This window comes from Draconibacterium sp. IB214405 (assembly GCF_033963885.1).
GTDB lineage: Bacteria > Bacteroidota > Bacteroidia > Bacteroidales > Prolixibacteraceae > Draconibacterium.
The window spans coordinates 209,098-230,382 of the sequence record NZ_JAXBMA010000004.1 but is presented as its reverse complement, the minus strand read 5'-3'; the positions used below and the strand labels follow the sequence as shown (position 1 = coordinate 230,382).

20 protein-coding genes are annotated in these 21,285 nt (G+C 40.5%); 9 read left to right on the top strand and 11 right to left on the bottom strand.

What is annotated here, in order from left to right:
• The first annotated feature begins 20 nt into the window (after window positions 1-20).
• On the top strand, window positions 21-1,157 hold the full coding sequence (locus SLH46_RS13585; protein WP_320281745.1) for a cellulase family glycosylhydrolase: 1,137 nt from the start codon (window positions 21-23) through the stop codon (window positions 1,155-1,157).
• Window positions 1,158-1,388: 231 nt separating this feature from the next.
• Here the strand turns inward: SLH46_RS13585 and SLH46_RS13580 are convergent, their stop codons facing one another.
• The 7 genes from SLH46_RS13580 to SLH46_RS13550 all read right to left on the bottom strand — a co-directional run bounded on the left by SLH46_RS13580 (window position 1,389) and on the right by SLH46_RS13550 (window position 8,455).
• A complete protein-coding gene (locus SLH46_RS13580) occupies window positions 1,389-2,006 on the bottom strand; it encodes a hypothetical protein (protein ID WP_320281744.1) in 618 nt (205 codons plus the stop codon).
• 255 nt (window positions 2,007-2,261) lie between these two features.
• Window positions 2,262-3,014, bottom strand: a complete 753-nt coding sequence (locus tag SLH46_RS13575) for a hypothetical protein (protein WP_320281743.1) — start codon at window positions 3,012-3,014, stop codon at window positions 2,262-2,264.
• Between the two features lie 180 nt (window positions 3,015-3,194).
• Window positions 3,195-4,880, bottom strand: a complete 1,686-nt coding sequence (gene ettA, locus SLH46_RS13570; RefSeq protein WP_320281742.1) for an energy-dependent translational throttle protein EttA — start codon at window positions 4,878-4,880, stop codon at window positions 3,195-3,197.
• A 175-nt stretch (window positions 4,881-5,055) separates the two neighbouring features.
• Window positions 5,056-5,571 (bottom strand): DUF5362 family protein, encoded by a 516-nt coding sequence (locus SLH46_RS13565; protein ID WP_320281741.1) that lies wholly within the window; start codon window positions 5,569-5,571, stop codon window positions 5,056-5,058.
• A 103-nt stretch (window positions 5,572-5,674) separates the two neighbouring features.
• Window positions 5,675-6,601: a TolB family protein gene (locus SLH46_RS13560; protein ID WP_320281740.1), complete on the bottom strand. Its 927-nt coding sequence runs from the start codon at window positions 6,599-6,601 to the stop codon at window positions 5,675-5,677.
• Between the two features lie 75 nt (window positions 6,602-6,676).
• Window positions 6,677-7,957, bottom strand: a complete 1,281-nt coding sequence (locus SLH46_RS13555) for a cryptochrome/photolyase family protein (RefSeq protein ID WP_320281739.1) — start codon at window positions 7,955-7,957, stop codon at window positions 6,677-6,679.
• A 27-nt stretch (window positions 7,958-7,984) separates the two neighbouring features.
• Entirely contained in the window at window positions 7,985-8,455 is a 471-nt protein-coding gene (locus SLH46_RS13550) for a hypothetical protein (RefSeq protein ID WP_320281738.1), read from the bottom strand.
• Between the two features lie 268 nt (window positions 8,456-8,723).
• On the opposite strand from SLH46_RS13550, the gene SLH46_RS13545 reads away from it, so the two are divergent.
• The 4 genes from SLH46_RS13545 (at window position 8,724) to SLH46_RS13530 (ending at window position 12,441) form a co-directional block, all read left to right on the top strand.
• Window positions 8,724-9,221: a hypothetical protein gene (locus SLH46_RS13545; RefSeq protein WP_320281737.1), complete on the top strand. Its 498-nt coding sequence runs from the start codon at window positions 8,724-8,726 to the stop codon at window positions 9,219-9,221.
• A gap of 364 nt (window positions 9,222-9,585) precedes the next feature.
• On the top strand, window positions 9,586-10,605 hold the full coding sequence (locus tag SLH46_RS13540; protein ID WP_320281736.1) for a sensor histidine kinase: 1,020 nt from the start codon (window positions 9,586-9,588) through the stop codon (window positions 10,603-10,605).
• A complete protein-coding gene (locus tag SLH46_RS13535; RefSeq protein ID WP_320281735.1) occupies window positions 10,583-11,614 on the top strand; it encodes a histidine kinase in 1,032 nt (343 codons plus the stop codon). Before SLH46_RS13540 ends, SLH46_RS13535 begins: the two co-directional genes overlap by 23 nt.
• A gap of 104 nt (window positions 11,615-11,718) precedes the next feature.
• Entirely contained in the window at window positions 11,719-12,441 is a 723-nt protein-coding gene (locus SLH46_RS13530; protein WP_320281734.1) for a LytR/AlgR family response regulator transcription factor, read from the top strand.
• Between the two features lie 18 nt (window positions 12,442-12,459).
• On the opposite strand, the gene SLH46_RS13525 is transcribed toward SLH46_RS13530, so the two are convergent.
• Window positions 12,460-13,032 carry a hypothetical protein gene (locus SLH46_RS13525; RefSeq protein WP_320281733.1) on the bottom strand — a complete coding sequence of 191 codons (573 nt, stop codon included), beginning with the start codon at window positions 13,030-13,032 and terminating at the stop codon, window positions 12,460-12,462.
• A 47-nt stretch (window positions 13,033-13,079) separates the two neighbouring features.
• On the opposite strand from SLH46_RS13525, the gene SLH46_RS13520 reads away from it, so the two are divergent.
• The gene (locus SLH46_RS13520; protein ID WP_320281732.1) at window positions 13,080-13,895 is read left to right on the top strand and encodes an aminotransferase class IV; all 816 of its coding nucleotides are present in this window, start codon (window positions 13,080-13,082) and stop codon (window positions 13,893-13,895) included.
• A 33-nt stretch (window positions 13,896-13,928) separates the two neighbouring features.
• Here SLH46_RS13520 and SLH46_RS13515 read toward each other — a convergent pair whose 3' ends face one another.
• Window positions 13,929-15,083: an iron-containing alcohol dehydrogenase gene (locus SLH46_RS13515; RefSeq protein ID WP_320281731.1), complete on the bottom strand. Its 1,155-nt coding sequence runs from the start codon at window positions 15,081-15,083 to the stop codon at window positions 13,929-13,931.
• Window positions 15,084-15,155: 72 nt separating this feature from the next.
• On the opposite strand from SLH46_RS13515, the gene SLH46_RS13510 reads away from it, so the two are divergent.
• Window positions 15,156-15,743 (top strand): hypothetical protein, encoded by a 588-nt coding sequence (locus SLH46_RS13510; protein WP_320281730.1) that lies wholly within the window; start codon window positions 15,156-15,158, stop codon window positions 15,741-15,743.
• 131 nt (window positions 15,744-15,874) lie between these two features.
• Window positions 15,875-16,567: a head GIN domain-containing protein gene (locus SLH46_RS13505; protein ID WP_320281729.1), complete on the top strand. Its 693-nt coding sequence runs from the start codon at window positions 15,875-15,877 to the stop codon at window positions 16,565-16,567.
• Between the two features lie 160 nt (window positions 16,568-16,727).
• Here the strand turns inward: SLH46_RS13505 and SLH46_RS13500 are convergent, their stop codons facing one another.
• Together SLH46_RS13500 and SLH46_RS13495 are read right to left on the bottom strand one after the other, a co-directional pair.
• Window positions 16,728-18,146 (bottom strand): S41 family peptidase, encoded by a 1,419-nt coding sequence (locus SLH46_RS13500; RefSeq protein ID WP_320281728.1) that lies wholly within the window; start codon window positions 18,144-18,146, stop codon window positions 16,728-16,730.
• A gap of 82 nt (window positions 18,147-18,228) precedes the next feature.
• Complete coding sequence (locus SLH46_RS13495; RefSeq protein ID WP_320281727.1) at window positions 18,229-20,307, bottom strand: HD family phosphohydrolase; 2,079 nt, start codon at window positions 20,305-20,307, stop codon at window positions 18,229-18,231.
• Window positions 20,308-20,499: 192 nt separating this feature from the next.
• On the opposite strand from SLH46_RS13495, the gene SLH46_RS13490 reads away from it, so the two are divergent.
• Entirely contained in the window at window positions 20,500-21,285 is a 786-nt protein-coding gene (locus SLH46_RS13490) for a C40 family peptidase (protein WP_320281726.1), read from the top strand.

The window sequence follows — 21,285 nt, the reverse complement described above, 5'->3', positions numbered from 1 at the left end:
AAAACCAATTTAAACCAACTATGCAACGACGAAATTTTATAAAAACTACCGGGCTGGTAACTGCCGGAGTTGGTATGGCGGGTACGATGTCGGCTTGCCAACCTCAAACAACAAATGCCTTACCACATTGGCGCGGATTTAACCTTCTCGATTATTTTTCGCCTGCCAAAGGAAATAATTCCAACGGATCAACCGAAGAGGATTTTAAATGGATGGCCGACTGGGGATTTAACTTTGTACGCATCCCGATGGCGTATCCGCGTTATATAAAATTCGATCCGTCTGCACCGATTACACCCGATGATGTACTGAATTTCGATGAGAAAGAGGTGGACAACATTCAGCACTTGGTTGATACCGCCAATAAACACGGATTGCATGTAAGTCTGAACTTACACCGTGCACCGGGATTTTGCGTGAATGCCGGTTTTAACGAGCCCTACAACCTGTGGCAGGATGAAAAGGCGCAGGAAGCTTTTTACACGCATTGGGGGATGTGGGCAAAACGTTTTGCTTCGTATTCCGATAAGCAGATCAGTTTCGATTTGGTGAACGAACCCTGTACCCGCGAAGATATGAATGACCAGTTTTCGCAGCGCGGACCGATTCCCGGGGAGTTGTACCGCAAAGTGGCTAAAACAGCATTGGAAACCATTCGCGAATACAATCCAAACCACTTGGTAGTAGCCGACGGAAACAATGTGGGTGCCGACGTGATCCCTGAGATTTTTGATTTGGAAATCGGTCAGAGTTGCCGCGGTTATTATCCGCATTATGTATCGCATTACCGCGCCCCGTGGGTGTGGGAAAACCCGGATGATGCACCAATGCCTGTGTGGCCCGGTGAGATTGATGGTAACAATTTCAGTCGTGAAACCATTGAGGATTTTTATAAACCGTGGATCGATGCAGTGAAAAACGGGGTAGGCGTACATTGCGGCGAATGCGGGTGCTGGCGCGAAACACCTCACGATGTTTTTCTGAGTTGGTTTGGGGATGTGCTCAGCGTACTAGCTGAAAATAAAATTGGTTTTGCCTTATGGAATTTCAGAGGCGATTTTGGATTGCTCGATTCCGGAAGAAAAGACATTGAATACGAAGACTGGCACGGCCACAAACTCGACCGGAAGTTGCTGGAATTGCTGCAGAAGTATTAGAGGAAAGTTACTAGTCGCTAGCTTCGAGTTGCTAGTTTTGTTCTAAGAAATGAATGATCATTTTTTTTAGTCAATCCCCCTTGAATCCCCCTTCGCCAAGCCTGCCTGGCGGTAGGCAGGGGGGACGACCTCCTCCTTTTTTGAAAAGGAGGTGTCCCGATAAAATCGGGACGGAGGATTAGAAAGCCATAAGCGAGTTAAGAGTCTGATCTTTTATTGCCGTAACCGATCTTAAAACTTATAGCCAAAATTCAGACTGGGCTCAAAAATATTATTGGGAGCTCCTTTTTCAACTTCTGCAAAATCTGCAGGGAAATTGGTATCCACAGGCCAGTATTTGAGTGCAATGGCAGGTTCTACGTAAAACCGCTTTTTAAACATTTCAAAACGGTAACCGGCTACAAACTGCAGGTATAATTGAAATCCCTTTTGGATTTTTTCATCTTCGGTGTCGTAATATTGTTTTATAAAAGGAGTGGCTTGTACGGTTGTAAATAAACCTTTCCAAAAAAAATGCTGGTAACCGGCACCAATTCCAAAGGCGCGTACAAATCCGGGATATAGTTCGTCAGAATCGCCATAAGTACCAATTGGTTCCTCGTATTTCCAGGTGTTAAATTCCACAAAAATTCTGTTTTTCTCATCAATCTGGTAGCCATAGGTTAACAAATAATAGTCGGCCGCATCAGGAAAAAAATTATAAAGCATAAAAAGAGAAGCTCCAATCGAATGTTTGTACAGAACATCATCATTCCCGGAAAATGTAGAATTTGTATTCGGCGAATTCTGACCAAATACAGCAGTAGTGGTCAGCGCAAAAGCGATAAGAAGGTTTAATTTAAAAGTCATAGTTAGTTGTTTTGAGTTTTTAATCGGTATTCAAAGATAGTCAATCTAACAGAAAAGTTAAACTTGGTTAAGGGGTTATTCATTCAATATCATTTAGTTATGAGTGTTTTGTCGCCGATTGAAGTTTTAAAGGATATTTATTCGGAGAGACTTCAGTTTTTCCGGTAAGTGAAGAGTTTGAGGTTGTAGCATAAAAAGGGCTCCATAACTTTCTTATGGAGCCTTTTCAATTCAGTTTTATCTTTTCCTGAAAATTTAGTTTTTACTATAACTCAAGTCCCGTAAATACCACGAATCATATCTTTTTACTGTTCTCAGAATTTTCAGAAAATCCTTATTCAAATCCTCAAAGAAGTCCTCGTATTTCTCCGAAAATATTTTGTCGTATTCCAGGTAATCCAGCTGGTTCTTGCCATACGACCATCCAACATAAACAGGCCCGTTATAGCCCAAATCTCCTGATGCAACCCGCCACATATCGTTATGTCCTTCCGATTCGAAATAGTCAACAGCTTTTTTCATTATTTTCCTGAATTCCTGTTGTTTCCCCGGAATGATATAAAATTCCTGAAATTCCATGTAGTTTACGCTGTCCATTGGGATGCGGTTAACTTCCGGCATTATACTCAATTCATCATATTCGGTAATCGTTTTCGAATAGTTTGATTTAATGGTTTTTACCCATTTTGCGGTTTTCTCTTCACCAAACTTCTCCATAATTTTACTCCAACCTTTTTCCAGGTCCTCAATATCAGCTAATGAACTGATCGGATGCCAATACTGATACTTAAAATCACCTGTGGTCCACGCATAAAACTCGTAGTTATAATTTTCATCTTTGCACAATTGGGCCAGTTCTTTACTGAAAGCCCAGTAATCGTTTATATGCTCGGGATGAACTTCTTCTTCCCAGCAATACCAAATTTGTTTACCATTTTCCTGTGCTTGTGTGGTGTGAATGGTACAAACCAAAAGGATTACAATGAATCCTAACGCAATTCTTTTCATCTTATTAATTTTTAGTTACTTAAGTAAGTTAGAGCAAATCAATAAGAAAACAAAATAAAAATACAAATAGGTATTCTATTTGGGCGCAATAAAAAAAGACCCGTTCTGTATGAATTCAAAAAATACAGAACGGGTCTTTAACTTCGGTCTTCCGTCTCCGGTCTTCCAACCTCAAGCTTCCTAAGCCATCAGCTTTTTATATTTAAAACGTTTTGGTGTTTCGTTGCCCATACGTTTTTTACGGTTCTCTTCGTATTCCGAGAACGAACCTTCGAAGAAATGCACATGACCATCGCCTTCAAAAGCAAGGATATGTGTGGCAATACGGTCGAGGAACCAGCGGTCGTGCGAAATTACAACAGCACAACCGGCAAAATTGTCCAGACCTTCTTCCAGCGCACGAAGTGTATTTACATCGATATCGTTGGTTGGCTCATCGAGCAACAAGAGGTTACCTTCCGATTTTAATGCCAGTGCCAGGTGCAAACGGTTACGTTCACCACCCGAAAGTACACCGCATTTCTTTTCCTGATCGGCTCCGTTAAAATTAAATCGGCCGACATAAGCGCGGGCGTTTGCTTGTTTGTTGCCCAGCATAATGGTTTCTGTTCCGCCTGAGATCACTTCGTAAACAGTTTTCTCCGGATCGATAGCTTCGTGGGTTTGATCCACGTAACTCACTTTTACCGTTTCGCCAATATCAATACTTCCGTTATCGGCTTCCAATTGTTTCATAATGAGTTTGAACAGTGTGGTTTTACCGGCACCGTTCGGACCAATTACGCCGATAATTCCTGCAGGAGGCAATTTGAAACTCAGGTCTTCGAACAATAGTTTTTCTCCAAAACCTTTTTTCACACCTTCCATTTCAACCACTTTGTCGCCCAGTCGTGGACCGTTTGGAATAAAGATTTCCAGTTTTTCTTCTTTCTGTCTGGCGTCTTCATTCAGCATTTTATCGTAAGCACTTAAACGGGCTTTGCTTTTTGCATGACGCGCTTTTGGCGCCATTCGTACCCATTCCAGCTCACGTTCCAGAGTCTTTTTGCGTTTCTGACTGCCTTTCTCTTCCTGCTCCAAACGTTTTGATTTTTGCTCCAACCACGAGGTGTAGTTTCCTTTCCACGGAATACCTTGTCCACGGTCGAGCTCAAGGATCCAGCCGGCAACATTATCCAGAAAATAACGGTCGTGCGTGATGCAGATAACCGTTCCTTTGTACTGATCGAGGTGGGCTTCCAACCACAAAATACTCTCGGCATCCAGGTGGTTGGTAGGCTCGTCGAGCAACAGCACGTCGGGTTCCTGCAGCAACAAACGACACAGTGCCACACGGCGGCGCTCACCACCCGAAAGTTCGCTTATAGGCTGATCGTTTGGCGGACATTGTAATGCATCCATTGCACGCTCGAGTTTGCTGTCGAGGTTCCAGGCATCCAGAGCATCCATTTTTTCCTGCAGTTCCGCCTGTTCTTTCAGCAGCTCGTCCATTTTGTCCGGGTTCTCGTAAACTTCGGGCAATCCGAACAGCTGGTTGATTTCTTCGTAGCGGTTTAGCACGTCAACAGTTTCCTGCGTGCCTTCTTTTACCACGTCGATAACGGTTTTGCTTTCATCGAGTTGTGGCTCCTGGTCGAGTAAACCAACCGAATAACCCGGTGCAAAAACCAGTTCGCCATTGTAGGCCTGATCCTGTCCGGCAATAATTTTCAGCAGGGTAGATTTTCCCGATCCGTTTAAACCGATGATACCAATTTTGGCACCGAGGAAAAACGAAAGCGAAATATCTTTGATTACTGTTTTACTGGGTGGGTAAGTTTTACTCACCTTATACATCGAAAAAATTATTTTCTTGTCGTCGCTCATCTTGTTTGTTTTAATTCTGATGCAAAAGTAAGAAATTGCGGAGAGATGATAAGCCAGCGTTAGGCTTAAATGGACTACTTATTAGCGAAATGGTGAATTTCATCCAACCCGTACCGGGTTGTACTTTTCTACCATTCTATTTACTTACTAAAATCAAATCCGTACCGGATTTTCGTTACATCGGAATTCCTTCTAATGCGCTCCCAAAGCCGGAAAACAAACCGAATAAAACGAAACCAATAATTATGACTGGATAAAGGCACATAAAGACGATTACGATAATGCCAAAGGTTTTGTAATGCGCACGCAAATTGTTGAATGCGGTGGACAACTGATCTTGTTTTTTTAAGGCGATGGCTTGTTTTATACTGTTTGAAAATCGGAATAGATAGAAGATTGGCAGGAAATAGATCCCTGCAAAAATTATATAAATAAAACCAACCAGAAACATTGGGAAAGGAAAAATATCCGCTTCTGACGGAATGAATGCTGTTACAATGCTCATTGTAATTCCGGCCAGTATCATAAATCCTGTTGAAATAAATCCAAGGATAGCTAAAAACTGACTCCATTTTCCGGCACTATGCAGGTTTCGGTTAATTTCTTCAGTAAGCTCCAATGTTTCCGGTTTAACTTGCGGTTGGTTCTCTGTAGGAAGTGTTTCTTCGTTAAAGGTATTTTCTGTATTCATATTTTTTGGTGTTTAGTTCTAATAAAAGGACCGGGCATAAATCAGTTGTGAAAGATGCTAAGCCTAATCAGGAGTTCAATACTTATAAAAATTTTTATTGCGTTTATTTAAAATACTCGTAGGTCACAAATGCAAAACGTTTGCCATCGGGCGACCACGAAGGAACATTGATAGTACCCTGGCCGCCGGTAAACGAACACAATGTTTTTATCGATCCGTCGGTAAGGTTCATCAAACGCAGCGAAACTTCTTTCATTGCAGGATGACCGCTTCCCTGATCTTCGTGGTAACTGATGTACACAAAACTTTTCCCGTCGGGAGATGGATGTGCAAACCAGTTGGAGTAGGCATCGTTGGTCAATTGTTTTTTATTCGAGCCGTCAACATCCATTTGCCAGATTTCCATTTTCCCCGAGGCCATCGAGTTGTAATAAATGATTTTTCCATCGGGAGAATATTCGGGACCATCATCCAAACCGGTTGCTGTGGTTAAGCGGGTTTCTTCACCGCCATCAACAGAAATGGTATATACGTCGTATTCGCCATTGCGCTCGGCACAATAAGCCAGTTGTTTCCCGTCGGGCGACCAGCCATGCCAGTACGATGGTGTATTTGGTGTAACAGCTTTGGGAGTTCCTCCTTCAATCGGCACCACATAAATTCTCGAACCACCGTAGTAAGTTTCTCCTTCGGGAGCACCCGACTGATCGAAATGACTAATGGCCAAATATTTTCCGTCGAATGAAATGCCGTGGTCGTTGTTGCAACGATCGGCGAAGTCGGTATTTATCAGTGTTTTTTTATTCGTTTTCAAATCAACTTTATACAATTTTCCATCTTGATTGATCACCAGAAAATTGCCGTCGCGGCTCCAGTTTGGTGCTTCAAAATGAGCTTCCTCGCTACGCACTATTTCGCGCTTGTTGGTTTCGATATTATAAATTTCGAGTGTTGATTTTACATTCTCCAATTGGGCAAAAGTTGCAAGGGGAAGGATGAATAAGCTAAGCAGATAAAGTTTTTTGATCATAGCAGATTTATTTAGTTGGTTGCTAAAGGTAATAATTTGTTCCAATTTTTATGTTCGGTGAACAATGATGAACAATTAATCTGCAATACCTTTTTTGTAGGTTTCCAAAGCTCGGTTTCGGGCCATTTTATGGTCGACCATTGGAGCAGGGTAGGTGAGTTCCCTGAATTCGGGCACCCATTTTTGTATGTAACGAAAATCCTTATCGAACTTTTTTACCTGTTCGGTTGGATTAAAAACACGGAAGTAAGGTGCCGCATCACAACCCGTACCGGCCGCCCATTGCCAGTTGCCGTTGTTCGATGAAAGCTCAAAATCAAGCAGCTTTTTGGCAAAATAAGCTTCTCCCCAACGCCAGTCGATTAACAGGTGTTTACACAAAAAACTTGCTGTTATCATTCGAACGCGGTTGTGCATGTAGCCGGTTTTATTCAGTTCGCGCATTCCTGCATCTACAATCGGATAACCGGTTTCTCCTGCGCACCAACGCTCGAATTCTTTTTCGTTATTGCGCCACTGTATGCCGTTGTATTTCGCCCTGAAATTTTCGTTCACCACACGAGGGAAGTGAAAGAGAATCTGCATGAAAAACTCTCTCCAAATCAGTTCGCTCAGAAAAACCGGAGAGACTTTATAAACCTGATTTACAATTTTCCGGATACTTACCGTACCAAAACGTAAATGTACACTTAGGTTGCTGGTTCCGTTAAGCGAAGGAATATCACGTGTTTGCGAATAGTCGCTTAGCACCGAAAGATCGTAGTCTTTCACGGCAATCGATGATTTCTGAAAACCGATCTCTTCCAGTGTTGGAAGTGACGCGTCAATGGCTGCGAACCTGTCCGTTTTTAGGTTTTCTTCAGCTTTTAGTTGTTTGGGATTAAAATGTTCGAGCCATTTGTTTTTGTAGGGCGTGTAAACCGTGTAAGGTGTATTGTCAGCCTTTAATACTTCGTGGGGCTCAAAAATAACCTGGTCTTTGTGCGGGAATGTTGAAATATTGTTTTGCTGCAGAAGTTGTTTTACCTGATCATCACGTTTTGTTGCATAAGGTTCGTAATCGCGGTTAAAGTGTACTTCGCTAATTTTAAAGTTGCTGATCAGTTCCTGCCAGATTTTTATTGGATCACCGGATTTTACCACAAGTCCGGAATTCACTTCGTGAAGTTGCTGATCCAGGCCGGTAAGTCGTTGGTGGATAAAAGTTATCCGTGCATCGTCTTCGTCCAGTTCATCTAAAATATTGGTGTCGAAAATAAAAAGCACCAACACCTTGTTATCGCTACGCAGCGCGTGGTTCAGCGCGGTGTTATCTGTTAAACGTAAATCTCTTCTCAGCCAGGTAATGTTTATCATCGTAATCCGCTTTCAGAGAACAACAATTTACAAGGCTTCAAGTTCTTCGCGGTAGTCGTATTGTAAATCTTCGTGAAGCATGGAAATGACTTGCTGAATACGTTTTACCTGGTTCAGATACATGTTAAACACCACGCGGCTGCGTTTGTAATTTAAGCCCGAGTCTTTTAGCTTTTTGCAGAAATACAAGAGCAATTCAATCTCGGTTTCCTTTTGTCCCGAGAAACGGATGTGCTTATTGGTGGTTTTTAAAACCTTACGAAGTGTTTTTTTTGCCAGGTAAAAACTGCTTCGGTTAAGGCCCAGAAATTCAAGATCAATTTCTTCTTTCACCTGTCGTATATATTCTGTTTCGTTGTGGGCCTCGAACAAAAGGTAACTTAACAGCTCTTTGTTGTCCTTTTTATACTTTGCCAATCGCACAACAACATCCTGCAAAACTTCCGGCGGAAGATTCTTTAATTCCTTTTTTATATGGCTCAGCGAAGCAATGTCCATAGCCTGCAAAATAAGCGAAATCTTTCTGTTTTAGCTTAATCCGGAACCTAAAAATTGGCAGTATACCTGCTGTTTACAGAATTTGAATATCTGCCAAATACACATTTTTTAGGGTAACTGTAAAAATATAGTGGTGAAAAGCTTTCAACGAATTTTGCAGAAAGAAACCAGCTGTTTGTTGATTGGTTTTTACTGAATGCTGAATTAAAAAGCATGACATCAGTCTGTTACGTAAATTTGAATCAGAAAACATTTAAAAACGATTACGATGAAAACAAAACTAGTTCTTTTCAGTATTTGCATTGCGATTTTAAGCATGGGAGCCACCGCAAAAATTAAAGACGGCAAGGCTATGACAGGAAATTCACTTACCGAATTTGGTAAATATACAATTGTGAATTCGGATGCACCAATGCTTTATGAAGACCAGGTATTACCAACTTACGAGTTGACTTACGAAAATGTAACCACTCCGGTACGCATTGGCGTTTTGTGCGAAGAAGAAAATAAATGTACCACATTTATTGTACGTACCGAAGAATTTGAAATTGAGTATGCCTGCCGGAACAAAGTGTTTGGTGTAAAGAAAATTGAACCACGTTTCCAGGAGCTTCCGAAAGAGGAAATGGAATTGAAGTTGGATAAGGTAGCCTATTATGCACAGCGGGTAATTTGCCAGAACAAAAAATCGGAAGACGACTTGCTGGGTTTGATTGCTTGTTATTTCCCCGACCTGGTTAAAGACGAGTACCAAGCCAGCTTTTAAAACGAACTTTAAGTAACAGCGCAATTTTTTTCATAGAAGTATGAAAATGAATCCCCGCCAGTGGGCGGGGGTTTTTATTTTGAATTGACAGGGTAATTACGAATAATGTGGTGTGAGTACCACGGCAAGAAACCCTGCGCTGAAAGGCGCAGGGTTTTTCAATGAATGGTATCGTATCGACGATAAAATGTGTTTTTTTGTCAGTAAACGTACCGATTTAGACGCTGAAGAAGCTGTAAATTAAAAGCAGCTTTTTTTAATGTTGCTACCTTTATATTAAGGATGCTGTTAAATGAACAAGTTGTTGTACAATAACAATTGGGTGTATAGGGGGACAAGACACTTAATATTCTTTGTTATAACCGTGTTACTATTCACCGCTATTCTGTTTGCACAAACAGAAAATGATACCCTTTTGCACATTTTGTGGGTGACTTTAGGAAATGCATTTTTCTTTTTCGGTTATGCCTATATCACCATTTTCCTACTCATTCCGGAGTTGTTGTTAAAAGCCAAACCGTTTTGGTTTGTTATCGTGTTTTTGTTGGTTGGAATAGGCCTGTCGGCATTGAAATTATTGTTTTCCGATTATATTTTTTACACATCGATTGCGCCCGAGAATATGTCCGCAAACGGAGCCTTTAATCTTCGTCTTATTTTGATGAACACAAAAGACATGACTTTTATTGTGGCCCTGTTTTGTATTGCCAAATATGTAAAAGATTACATCCTTACCGAAAACCTTCGCAAAAAGCTGGAGCAGCAGCACCGAAAAGCACAAAGTACCTTGTTGCAGTCGCAGTTCGATCCGCATTTCATGTTCAATACCATCAATAATTTGTATGCGCTCTCGTTGCTTAATCCTACAAAAACCAACGAAGTAATCAGCCGCATGAAAATTGTGCTGAAATACATTATTGATGAGAGTATGAAAGATTTTGTGCGGCTTGAAGATGAGGTGGCGCTGGTTGAAAATTATCTTCAGCTAGAGAAGTTGCGTTATGGAAAACGTTTGCAGGTTAGCTATAAAACCGAAGGTAATTTACACGGAGCCATGATACCGCCAATGATACTTTTTATGTTGGTTGAAAACAGTTTTAAACACGGCAGCAGCTTGGATGCGGGAACACCGTGGATAAAAATACTGGTGAAGGTTGAATACGATACGATTGCGATTGAAATTGAAAATAGCAAACCGGAAAATCTGACGAAAAAAACAAAAGAAATTGAGAAGGGGAGCGGTTATGCCGGCTTAAAAAAACGCTTAAATATTATTTACGAAAAACAGGGTTATACATTAAAAGTGAAAGATTTGGGCGATCAGTTTACGGTGAGCCTGCTTTTACAGAATACAGATGAAGATGCGTATATCACATATCACTAGACGGACGTATATTTTGCATGTCATCTTCTGGTTGGCATGGGTGATATCGTTTACTTTCATACAAACATTGAATGAAGGAGTGGATTCCTTGTTTATTTGGCTGATGTATTACCTGATTACCTTGCCTGTATTTGTTGTTCATACTTATTTGATTGCCTACTGGTTGCTCCCCATAACATTCTTTAAAAACCGTTATTTATGGTTTGCCATCGGAATTTTTGCCTTGTTGGTGGTATTTTCTGTAATTGAATTGCTGGTAAGTAATTACCTCGTTTATATGCTCTTTGATGAAAGCAGGATGTTCGATTCCGGATTTCTGAACTTTAAAAATATCGTTATAAGCGGAGTCGGAAATCATTATATAATTCTGGTATTTCTGGCTATAAAAGCAGGAAGTTCCTGGTACCGCGCCGAAAACCAGAAAGAGGAATTGTTACGCTCCACCCTTGAAACCGAGCTTGAAATATTCCGGTATCAGTTACAACCTAAAATTGTACTGGTGCTGATTAATGAACTTGAGTTGCTGACACAAAAAGGGGCGGAACATGCTCCCGAAATGATCATTAATATTTCAAATTTCCTCAACCGCTTCCTTTTCGAAGGTAAAGAAGAATTGATTCCATTAGAACAGGATGTAAAACTATTGGAAGAGTTTATGGCTATACATAATCATGCTTTGGACCACCGGCTAACAAATAATTTTATTGTAAGCGGAAACCTCAAATCGTATGTAGTACCGCCACTTTTGCTGCTTCCGTTTATAAATTCTGCAATAAAAATTGCCTACGAGTGTAACGAAAACTACGAAAGTACAGTCATTATAAAAGCAGAGCGAAAGTATTTGTTGTTTTCGTTTACCTTTTGGAGCGAAAACAATTTTACCATTGCCAACGATGAAGACAATAAAATTACATACCGGCGTTTACACTATAATTTCCCCGGAAAACATAGGCTGGTGGAGAACATTGACGACAATTTCAGAGAATTTAGTATAGAAATTTACCCTTGAGTGTAACTCTATACGATTTTCTCGTACTATTTAGGAAACAGATTAAACAGACTGGAGCGAAAGCTCCCGTAGAAAACAGAAAACAATAGCTAATCCGTATTATCATGAAAACTAAGTGTCTCATTATCGATGATGAGCCTTTGGCGCGTGATTTGATGCGCTCTCATATCGAAAAACTTGATAATTTTGAGATTTGTGCCGAGTGCGGCGATGCCATGAAAGCCTTGCAGGAATTGCACAATCATAAAATCGATTTAATGTTTATGGATATTCAGATGCCCCAGATAACCGGCATCGAATTTTTGCGAACGTTAAAAAATCCACCCAAAGTAATAATCACCACAGCTTATCGCGAATACGCACTCGAAGGTTTTGAGCTCGATGTAGTCGACTTTTTACTAAAGCCCATCACTTTCGAACGATTCTTAAAGTCGGTAAACAAGTATTATCAGTCGGTTCAGGAAGAAGCCCCGGCGGTGCGTCAGGTTGTTCCTTCGAACGGTCATGCTGATGAGGCTTTTATTTACGTGAAGGAGAATAAAAAGGTGCTGAAAGTACATTTAAGTGATATTCTTTACGTTGAGGGCCTGAGTGAATATGTACAGATTTATACCACAGACAAAAAGATTATTACCAAAACCAGCATGACGCACATGGCTGAAAAACTGCCTGATAACGGTTTTATGCGTATTCATAAATCGTATATTGTTTCGCTCACTAAAATTGAAGCGTTTACATCGAGCAGTATCGAAGTGCCCGGAAAAGAATTACCAATCGGACGTAGTTATAAAAATTCAGTACTGGAAGTGTTGCAACTTCAGGGGTAGTGGATTTTTATTAGCTGGTTATTTAGATTGTGCATCTGCAAAAAGTTGCCAGAGTTTTAAGATCCCTGAATCCGGATCGTCCAATGAATTTATAGGTGATAAATTCAGAACAGAATTTCTTAATCGGTTAACTTTTTGAAGATTTTCTGCAGCATCGTTACTAATTGGTATTTTATAAATACATAAAACCAAGACGGTTTTTAAAGTGGCAGCACGCACCCGGATGGTATGTTTTGAATATTTTGCAGGGTGAATGTGAATATAGCGTTCTTCCAGATTGCCTCTTTTTATCAGCCATTCCGATTCGTCGGGTAATTGTATTTTTTTCCAATCCCGTTGACCCATCCACGTGTTAAATGATTGTAGATTATTAATGTTTCTGTTGTTGAAATACTCGTTGCACAAAACGGCAATCTTTTCGGATGATAGCAGACCAAGATAAAAGTCAAACAAATTGTTGCCGATCAAAAATATTTTCGGTCGCCATTCTTCTGGCTTGTCAGGATACCAATTTTCAAGTTCGCTTAGCAGAAAACGAAAATGATGTTTGTAGGGATTAAACTGGATTGGCAAAGGAATTTCAACCGGCATTTGATTTGCTTTTGAAACATTTCAATAAATTTACCAAAAAGACGTAAATGGCACTTTTACCAATTCATAAATATTTTGTGTTTAACGAACAGCTTCAACCTGTTTCAACATTTATCCCTGCAGAAAATGAAGGGGGAATTTACGAAGTTCTGCGCGTGGTTAATGGCGTTCCGCTTTTTCTTGATGAACACCTTAGACGGTTTCAGCATTCGGCTGAACTTGCAGGAAAGGAGATTCGCTACAGTGGTGCACAAATTGAGGCTTTTTTAAACCAGCTGATTGTTCGGAATGAGGTTGATAGAGGGAACATTTTAATCTCGTGTAAAACCAACCTAAAGGCATTTTTTATCGCACACAATTACCCCAGCGATGAGCAATACGAAAGGGGAGTGAGCTGTGGATTGTTGAATGCCGAACGAATGAATCCCAATGCAAAGGTGTTTCAAACCGAAGTGCGAAAGCTGGCCAATAAAATGATGGAAACCAAAGGTTTTTATGAAGTGTTGCTTGTTAACCACGAACACCGGATTACAGAAGGTAGCCGCAGTAATGTATTTTTTATTAAGGGAAACGAGCTGATTACTCCGCCAGGGAAACAGGTTTTATTAGGGATTACCCGGCAGAAAACAATTGCATGCGCTGAACAATTAAGTTTCAAAATATCAGAAGCTGATATAAGTACAGAACAGCTGAAATCGTTTGATGCAGCTTTTATTACTGGTACATCGCCTAAAATACTTCCGTTGTCAGAAGTGGGCGAGAAATTGTTTGATGTAAAAAATAAGGTGTTAAGGGCATTAATGAAAGAATTCGACACCCGAATTGAGGAAGACATAAAAAAAAGGTTGTCGGGAGAAAAGTAGAATCTTCCTCACCCAACAACCTTTCCCAAAATTCTATAATCTGTTTTTTAAGATCTGTTCAATTTCCAGGTAATTCATATCTCCCTTTTCGCCAATTTGTGCTTCGCTTTGTTTAAAACGATCTACAATCTTATCGATTGAACTTTCAGGCACACCATATTCCGGTAGTGTACAAGGAACACCCAGCGACTCAAAAAACTTAACGGTACGTGCAATAATCGCATCAATTTTTTCATCGGCGCTACCTTCGGTAATCCCCCAAATACGCTCGCCATATTGTAAGATCTTGTCTTTTTTGTTCTCGCGTTTTATGTGCATTACACCCGGCAACACAATGGCTAGTGTCCGTCCGTGATCGATGCCGTGGAAAGCAGTCAATTCGTGGCCGATAAGGTGTGTCGACCAGTCTTGCGGAACACCAACGGCAATCATTCCGTTAAGTGCCATTGTTGCACACCACATAAAATTGGCGGCAGCATCGTAATCTTTTCGGTCGGCTAAAACTTTCGGTCCTTCTTCAACCAAAGTGGTTAAAATACTTTCGGCTAATCTGTCCTGAAGCGGTGAATTTACATTGTAAGTCAGGTATTGTTCCATTACGTGTACAAACGCATCGACAACACCGTTTGCCACCTGTTTGTCGGGTAAAGTGAATACACACTCCGGATCGAGCACCGAAAATTGCGGCATTACCAACGAAGAACCAAAAGCCTTTTTCTCCTGTCTTTCAGCACGTGTAATTACCGAGTTCCCATTCATTTCCGATCCGGTGGCCGGTAAAGTTAAAACAGCTCCCAGCGGAATCGCTTTTTCAACTGGCGCACCTGCTGCCAGAATATCCCACGGATCACCGTTCTCGTACAATACAGCAGCGGCAATAAATTTTGTGGCATCCAGAACAGAACCACCTCCAACTGCCAGAAGAAAATCCACTTCTTTTTCTTTTACCACCTCAACCGCTTTCATGCAAGTTTCGTAATGAGGATTGGCTTCAATACCCCCAAATTCTGTGATGTTACAACCTTTCAGCGCTTCCATTACCTGGTCGTAAACTCCGGTGTTTTTTATACTGCCACCGCCATAAGTCATCAGGATGGTTGCATTCTCTGGAATCTCACCGGCGAGTTTCGAAATCGATTCTTTTCCGAAAAGAATTTTAACCGGATTTTTGTATTCAAAATTGTACATGAAATTTATTTTTGGTTATTTCAACTTTCATCATAAATAAGGAAATTCCTTATTTTCTTTCAAAGTTAGGAAATGTGGAGGAAAAGAGAGAAGAAAGAAAATACTGATTTTAGAAAAGCTATTCCGGAGTATTCGGACAAGGAAATTATTGCGATTTTAAAGTTGCGGGATCATTATCAGCCGGAAGCTGCAAAATTGGCTGTTGATGAGGCCATAAAGCGGGGCATTATCCACACGGAGCAGGATTTGTTGGCCGAAGAATTCCGTTGTGAACCCATTAAATTTTCATTGTTCCCCGACATAAAAAGAGAAAAGAACCGCACAAAGATCCGAAAAAGTATTGCCCGCAGTCTGGTGCTTTGCAGTTTGTTTCCTGTTGTTTTTGGTCTGATAGAATTAAATCGAAACAATAACCTGGAAGGTTCTGTATTATTGCTGTTTGGTTTCTTCTGGTTATTCTCTGCTTCGCAATTAATCAGGGCCTTTCATCTTTTATTTATTAGGATTCTATTCATTCAAACTATGTTGGCAGCGTTATTTGCAGGGTATAAAATCTTTAACAAAACAACTTTCGTTTTCCTCGATAGTTTTATTCTAATCGTGCTGTGCGCTTTCACTTTCTACGGTTTGCTGTTTATGCTCAAGAATTTGAAAGAATAATTGCGGAACAGCTCGTGGTGGAATATTCCCATATGCCTACACTTATCTACTAAAAACCAGCATTCATCGAAATTTATCGACGCATTGAACGTTTATATTCTACATTTGATGTGTTACAAAATTCAAAAAACATGAAAACAGCACTTCTCTTTACTTTATCCATTTTATTGTCGGTTCAACTTTTTGCTCAGGACGATGACGACTGGGACGTAAAAAAATATGACATTGATGATTTTTCGTCGATCTATCTTGAAGGAGGTTACAAAGTCCTTTTATCGCAGGGAGATCATTGTGCATTAACCATTAAAACGACTGATGAAGATGTGCTGGATCATTTAGAAGTAGAGAACTGGGGCGACGAATTGCGATTGGTGATGGACAGGGATTTTTTGAGTTATGAACGTATACGTTTGTACATCACCTTTAAAAATCTAGATGAAATTACCGCGCAGGGAGGTCTGAAACTGGATACCGATGGTTATCTTGATTTAAACGATCTTTTTATTCATGTTGAAGGAGGTGCAAAAATAGAAATGAACCTGAAAGCTGAAGATATTGAGATTGTTGGAGAAGGCGGTGTTTTGGTAGAGTTGGATGGCGTTGCCGACCGGTTGGATGTGAAACTTTCGGGCGCTGGACACGTTGATGCAGGTGATATAAAAGTGAATGATGCCAGCTTTAAAATTGAAGGAGTTGGAACAGGCTCAGTGCATGCGATAGAAACATTGTATGCAAAAATTGAAGGAGTCGGTAAAGTTCGTTACACCGGAAATCCGAAAGTTACCCGCGATATTGAAGGGCTTGGAAGTGTAAAAAGAGATTAATAAAAAGACATACTACTCGTACCTTAATACTACAAAAGGTACATTTTTTCTTAGGTTTGGTTTAGGTTTATTAAAGGCTATCGTTGGATAGCCTTTTTCTTTGGCACAAAAAAAGGTACTTCATTTGAAATACCTTTTCTTATTTATTTGTCTTTGTTGTTTATTCCATTTCTGGTATTTCAATGCCACCATCCAGTAACATTTCACGTTTGTTCACGTCGAAACGAGAGAAACCGCGGTCTAACAATTTGTATCGGAATTGAGGTTTCGGAGCACTTTTCATGGCTACCACCGGCGAACCGGTAATGTCTTCGATAGCTGCTTTAAAAAGCGGATCGTTTTTGTCGCCAAGCGGGTAAGCTGCAAACAGATCATCCTCAACAGGAATGTCGGGTGCAAAACCGTCTTCAAAATCAGTTACACCGGCAGCATTTGCATAACGTAAAACGATGGGCTGCAATCCCCAGTTTGCTATCTCTTCGTAATACGATTCATTGTAATAGTCTTCCGGTTTTATGGTGATCGAAGCAGTGTATTTTCCGTAAGTAGTGTCGCCCACGGTAACCACCTGGTCCATATACGCTCTTAATCCCGTAATCGTAAGTTCCGATGCAGAAGCTGTGCCCGAACCTGTTAAGAAATAAACACGGTCTAATCCCATTTTTGTTGATACTTGGTTGTCGAAATAAATTTCTATCTGACTCATTATCTGACGGTCGACAAAATAATCCTGGTATTTATCGTTCCAGTGGAAAGTAACCAGCGTACTGTTTTGGTTTACAACATCTAAAGGTGCAATACACGAGCATAAATGTTGCGCTGCCGAAATACCTCCTCCCGGATTATAACGAAGATCCACAACAAGGTCGGTAGCTCCCTGACTGATCAGACTTTGGAAAGCAGCATCCAGATTGTCGTCGTAGTTGGCAATAAACTGAGCATAAAAAATGTAACCTATTCTTCTTCCATCGTGTTCAACAACTTTTGTTGTCAAAACAGGATTTAACGAAAGCTCGTCTGCCAGAAGACTGATTGTAGTATCCGCAACAATATCATCCTCAGTTGCAACACCAATTGTAATATCGGCCTGATCGCTGTACAATAAATTCGTATAATTGGATTGCGAGAGATCGTTTCCGTCTATTTCAATTAATATGTCGCCGCGTTTAAATCCTGCTGCCGAAGCAGGTGTTTCCGGGTAAACATATTCAACAACAGCCACGATTTTTTCGATATCTACCAGGTTGTAAAATGCCAGCGACCAACCGTACGATTTTTCATTTCCTTCGAAACTGGCTTCCAAAGCGTCAACGTCATCAGTAATGTACGACCATTTATCATCCTCGTACAAAAGTTTATAGAAATATTCTTTTGAATCGGTTTCGTAGTTAAGGTCAATATCAGGCAATTCATCGTACCACAGGTAAATGTCGTCCATGGCTTTGTAAATGAACCTGTTTACTTTTTTTGTAAGGTCAGATGCTTCCGGACTATCGGGAGTCGGATCGTTTTTTGAGCAGGCTATAAATGTTACAACCGCTACAAAAAACAACAGTGATGTTTTTGCTAAATTTTTCATTAATCCATTCTTGTTACGTCCACTTTTTTCAAATCTCACTCTTTACTAACGTAATACGTTTATTTTTCGTTTAACCCTACCGCTATTTTTTATTTTTTTCTTCCGGGTATTCAATTCTGATGTGGTAAATGTTGATCAGTTTTTCCAGTAAGGTCTTTTTGATTGTGTCAATATCTCTGAACGTAAGATCAGAATCTACCAACTGCTTGTCCTCAATTTTTTTATCGATCATACTGTCGATAAGTGCTTTCAGGTTCTCGTGTGTTTTTTCTTTCATACTACGCGATGCAGCCTCAATTCCATCCACCAGCATAACAACTGCAGCCTCCTTAGAGCGTGGTAGCGGACCGGGATAGATAAAAGCTTTTTCATCTACATCCTGATCCGGATTTTGTTCCTGGTGTTTCAGGTAGAAATATTTGGCTTTCGTTGTACCGTGGTGTGTGGCTATAAACTCAATAATTGGTGCGGGAAGTTTGTGTTTTTGAGCCATTTTCACGCCATTTCGCACATGGTCGATGATCACTTCTGCACTTTTTAAATGACTGATACGGTCGTGTGGATTCATTCCCAACGCCTGGTTCTCGATAAAAAAGTTAGGTCTTCCGATTTTTCCGATATCATGATAAAGTGCACCGGCACGAACCAAAAACGGATTTCCTCCAATGCGCAGAATCACCTCCTCGGCTAAATTGGCAATCTGCATCGAGTGCTGGAAAGTTCCCGGTGCCTGTTCTGCCAGCTTTCGTAGTAAAGGCTGGTTACTGTCCGAAATTTCAATTAAAGTAACGTCGGAAACAAAACCAAACAGCTTTTCGAAAATATATACCAGCGGGTAAACCAACAGAATGAGTACACTGCTTATGGCAAACCATTTTAAATCGGCATAATCGGATGGTATAAATGTTCCTTCGTGGATAAGATTTAAAGCCGCAAATACTACCGCGTAAGTTAGGAATACCCATAACGACGCCAAAACCAGATGAACCCGGCGGTGCATTTTATTCAGGCTAAAAACGGCAATCATACCTGCCGACACCTGTAGCAAAATAAATTCGTAGTTATTTGGGGCATAAAAGCCAATTAAAAGTGTGGTTATTATCAGGGTGAAAATTGCTGTTCGCGAATCGAAAAATGTACGGATCATGATGGGGAAAACCGCCAGAGGAACCATGTAAATGTGCAAATTAGGGAAGGTATTGATAAAATTGGAGAGCAAAATTATACCGGCCATTAGCAGTAGCATAAAGCTCAGTTTGTTCAGGTGCTCCAGAATGTCGCGTCGGTATAATAACAGAAAAACAAACAGAAGACTTAGGAGAACGGAAATAAGCAAAATTTTACCTCCGGAAACCATATAGCGGTTTACATCGTTGCCTCTTTCCTGTTCGTAACTTGCTTTTAACGATTCCAATACCTGAAATTTTGCCGCGTCAACAATTTCACCTTCAAGAACTATACGTTCTCCCAATTTAACCATTCCGCGGGCTGCTGAAATATTCTGCGTAAGTTCATCTATTTCTTTTTGGCTGGTTTCGCTGTCGTACGAGAGGTTTGCAGTAATGTAACGGTCGAGGATTAAATCGTTGAGCCAGGGTGCATTGTGACCGGAATTTTCAAGTTCTTGCCGCGTAACCAGCAGTGTATTGTAAGCCGATTTTTCGGAGTATAATTTATCCGTTGCTACTTTTTGTACGCTATTTCCGGTTCGTTTATTCAGTTCTTCTTTTCCTTGCAACTCGCTGTAGGTATCAATCGAGAACTGTAAAATGCCGTTACTGTAAAGCTCGGCGAGTTTATCGGCCAAAACACCGTAAACTTCTTTTTTCGCAGTGTTTGTGCTGTCCGTCAACAATTCAAGGTCTTGTTGTAAACGGGTCAGACTTTCTGTTTTTATAGTCGTGTCGTTCGTAAAATACGGGATGAGAGAACTGATCTGTTCTGCTTTTTCGTCCTCCAGTTCATTGGCACTTTTCAGAATAGCAAAATCGAAAGGTGCAACCAGGTTTTCGTGGCGCCACGGAAATCCTTTTTGGTATTCGTATTTAAATTTCGGCTCACCCGGTAAAATAAAATACAAAGCCACTGCTGTTAGTACAAACAGTGCAATTTGCAAAAACAGTTTTGTGTAGCTTTTTAACTTTCTCAATAATTTGTTCATACACCGAATATCTGAATTTTGATTCAATAAACAATCGTTCTCACAGTCATCTTTTTAAACAAACTCTTAATATCTAATTGACAAATTAGGTTTGTTGGAAAGCTTGTATCGCCCATTTTTTCTTAGTTTTGTGTTAACACGCTTCAAACAGGCAGTGTGCCTGTTTTACAAAATAAAATTAAGAAAATATTGATGAACTACGGCATTTCTAATTTAAGTATTATTCCGGTTCGACACGAGCCCTCGGAAAAAAGTGAAATGGTGACGCAGATTCTTTTTGGCGAACACTTTGAAATGCGCGAACAAATGGTTGGTTGGACGAACGTAAAACTCGCTTACGACGGTGTTGAAGGATGGGTTGATACTAAGATGATTACTCCGATTAACAACCGTACTTTAAATAAAATTGAAAACAGTCCAACTGCCGTAACATCAGATATAATAACCATCGTTCCGGTAAATGAAGAGCAAAATCTTATGTTGGTTGCTGGTAGTACGCTTCCTGTTTGGCGCCCGTATTTGAAACAGTTTTCTGTAACTCAGGACACCTATTTAGCGACCGGCGAAATAATTTATGGTGAGTTAAAAAATGCACGTGAAATTGCAATAAAACAGGCATTAAAATATTTTAATGCGCCTTATCTTTGGGGAGGACGAACACCTTTTGGTGTTGATTGCAGCGGTTTAACGCAGATGATCTATAAAATGATCGGAATTAAATTACCACGCGATGCCAGCGAACAGGTAAAAGTAGGAACTGCAATGAGTTTTGTTGATGAAGCAGAACCCGGCGACCTGGCATTTTTCGACGATGAGGAAGGAAATATTGTTCATGTTGGGATAATGTGGAAACGTAATAAAATCATTCATGCTTCGGGGCAGGTGCGTGTTGACAATGTCGATCAGTTTGGAATTTTTAACATCGATACGCAACGTTATACCCACAAAATGCGTGTAATGAAAAAAATAATCGAATAA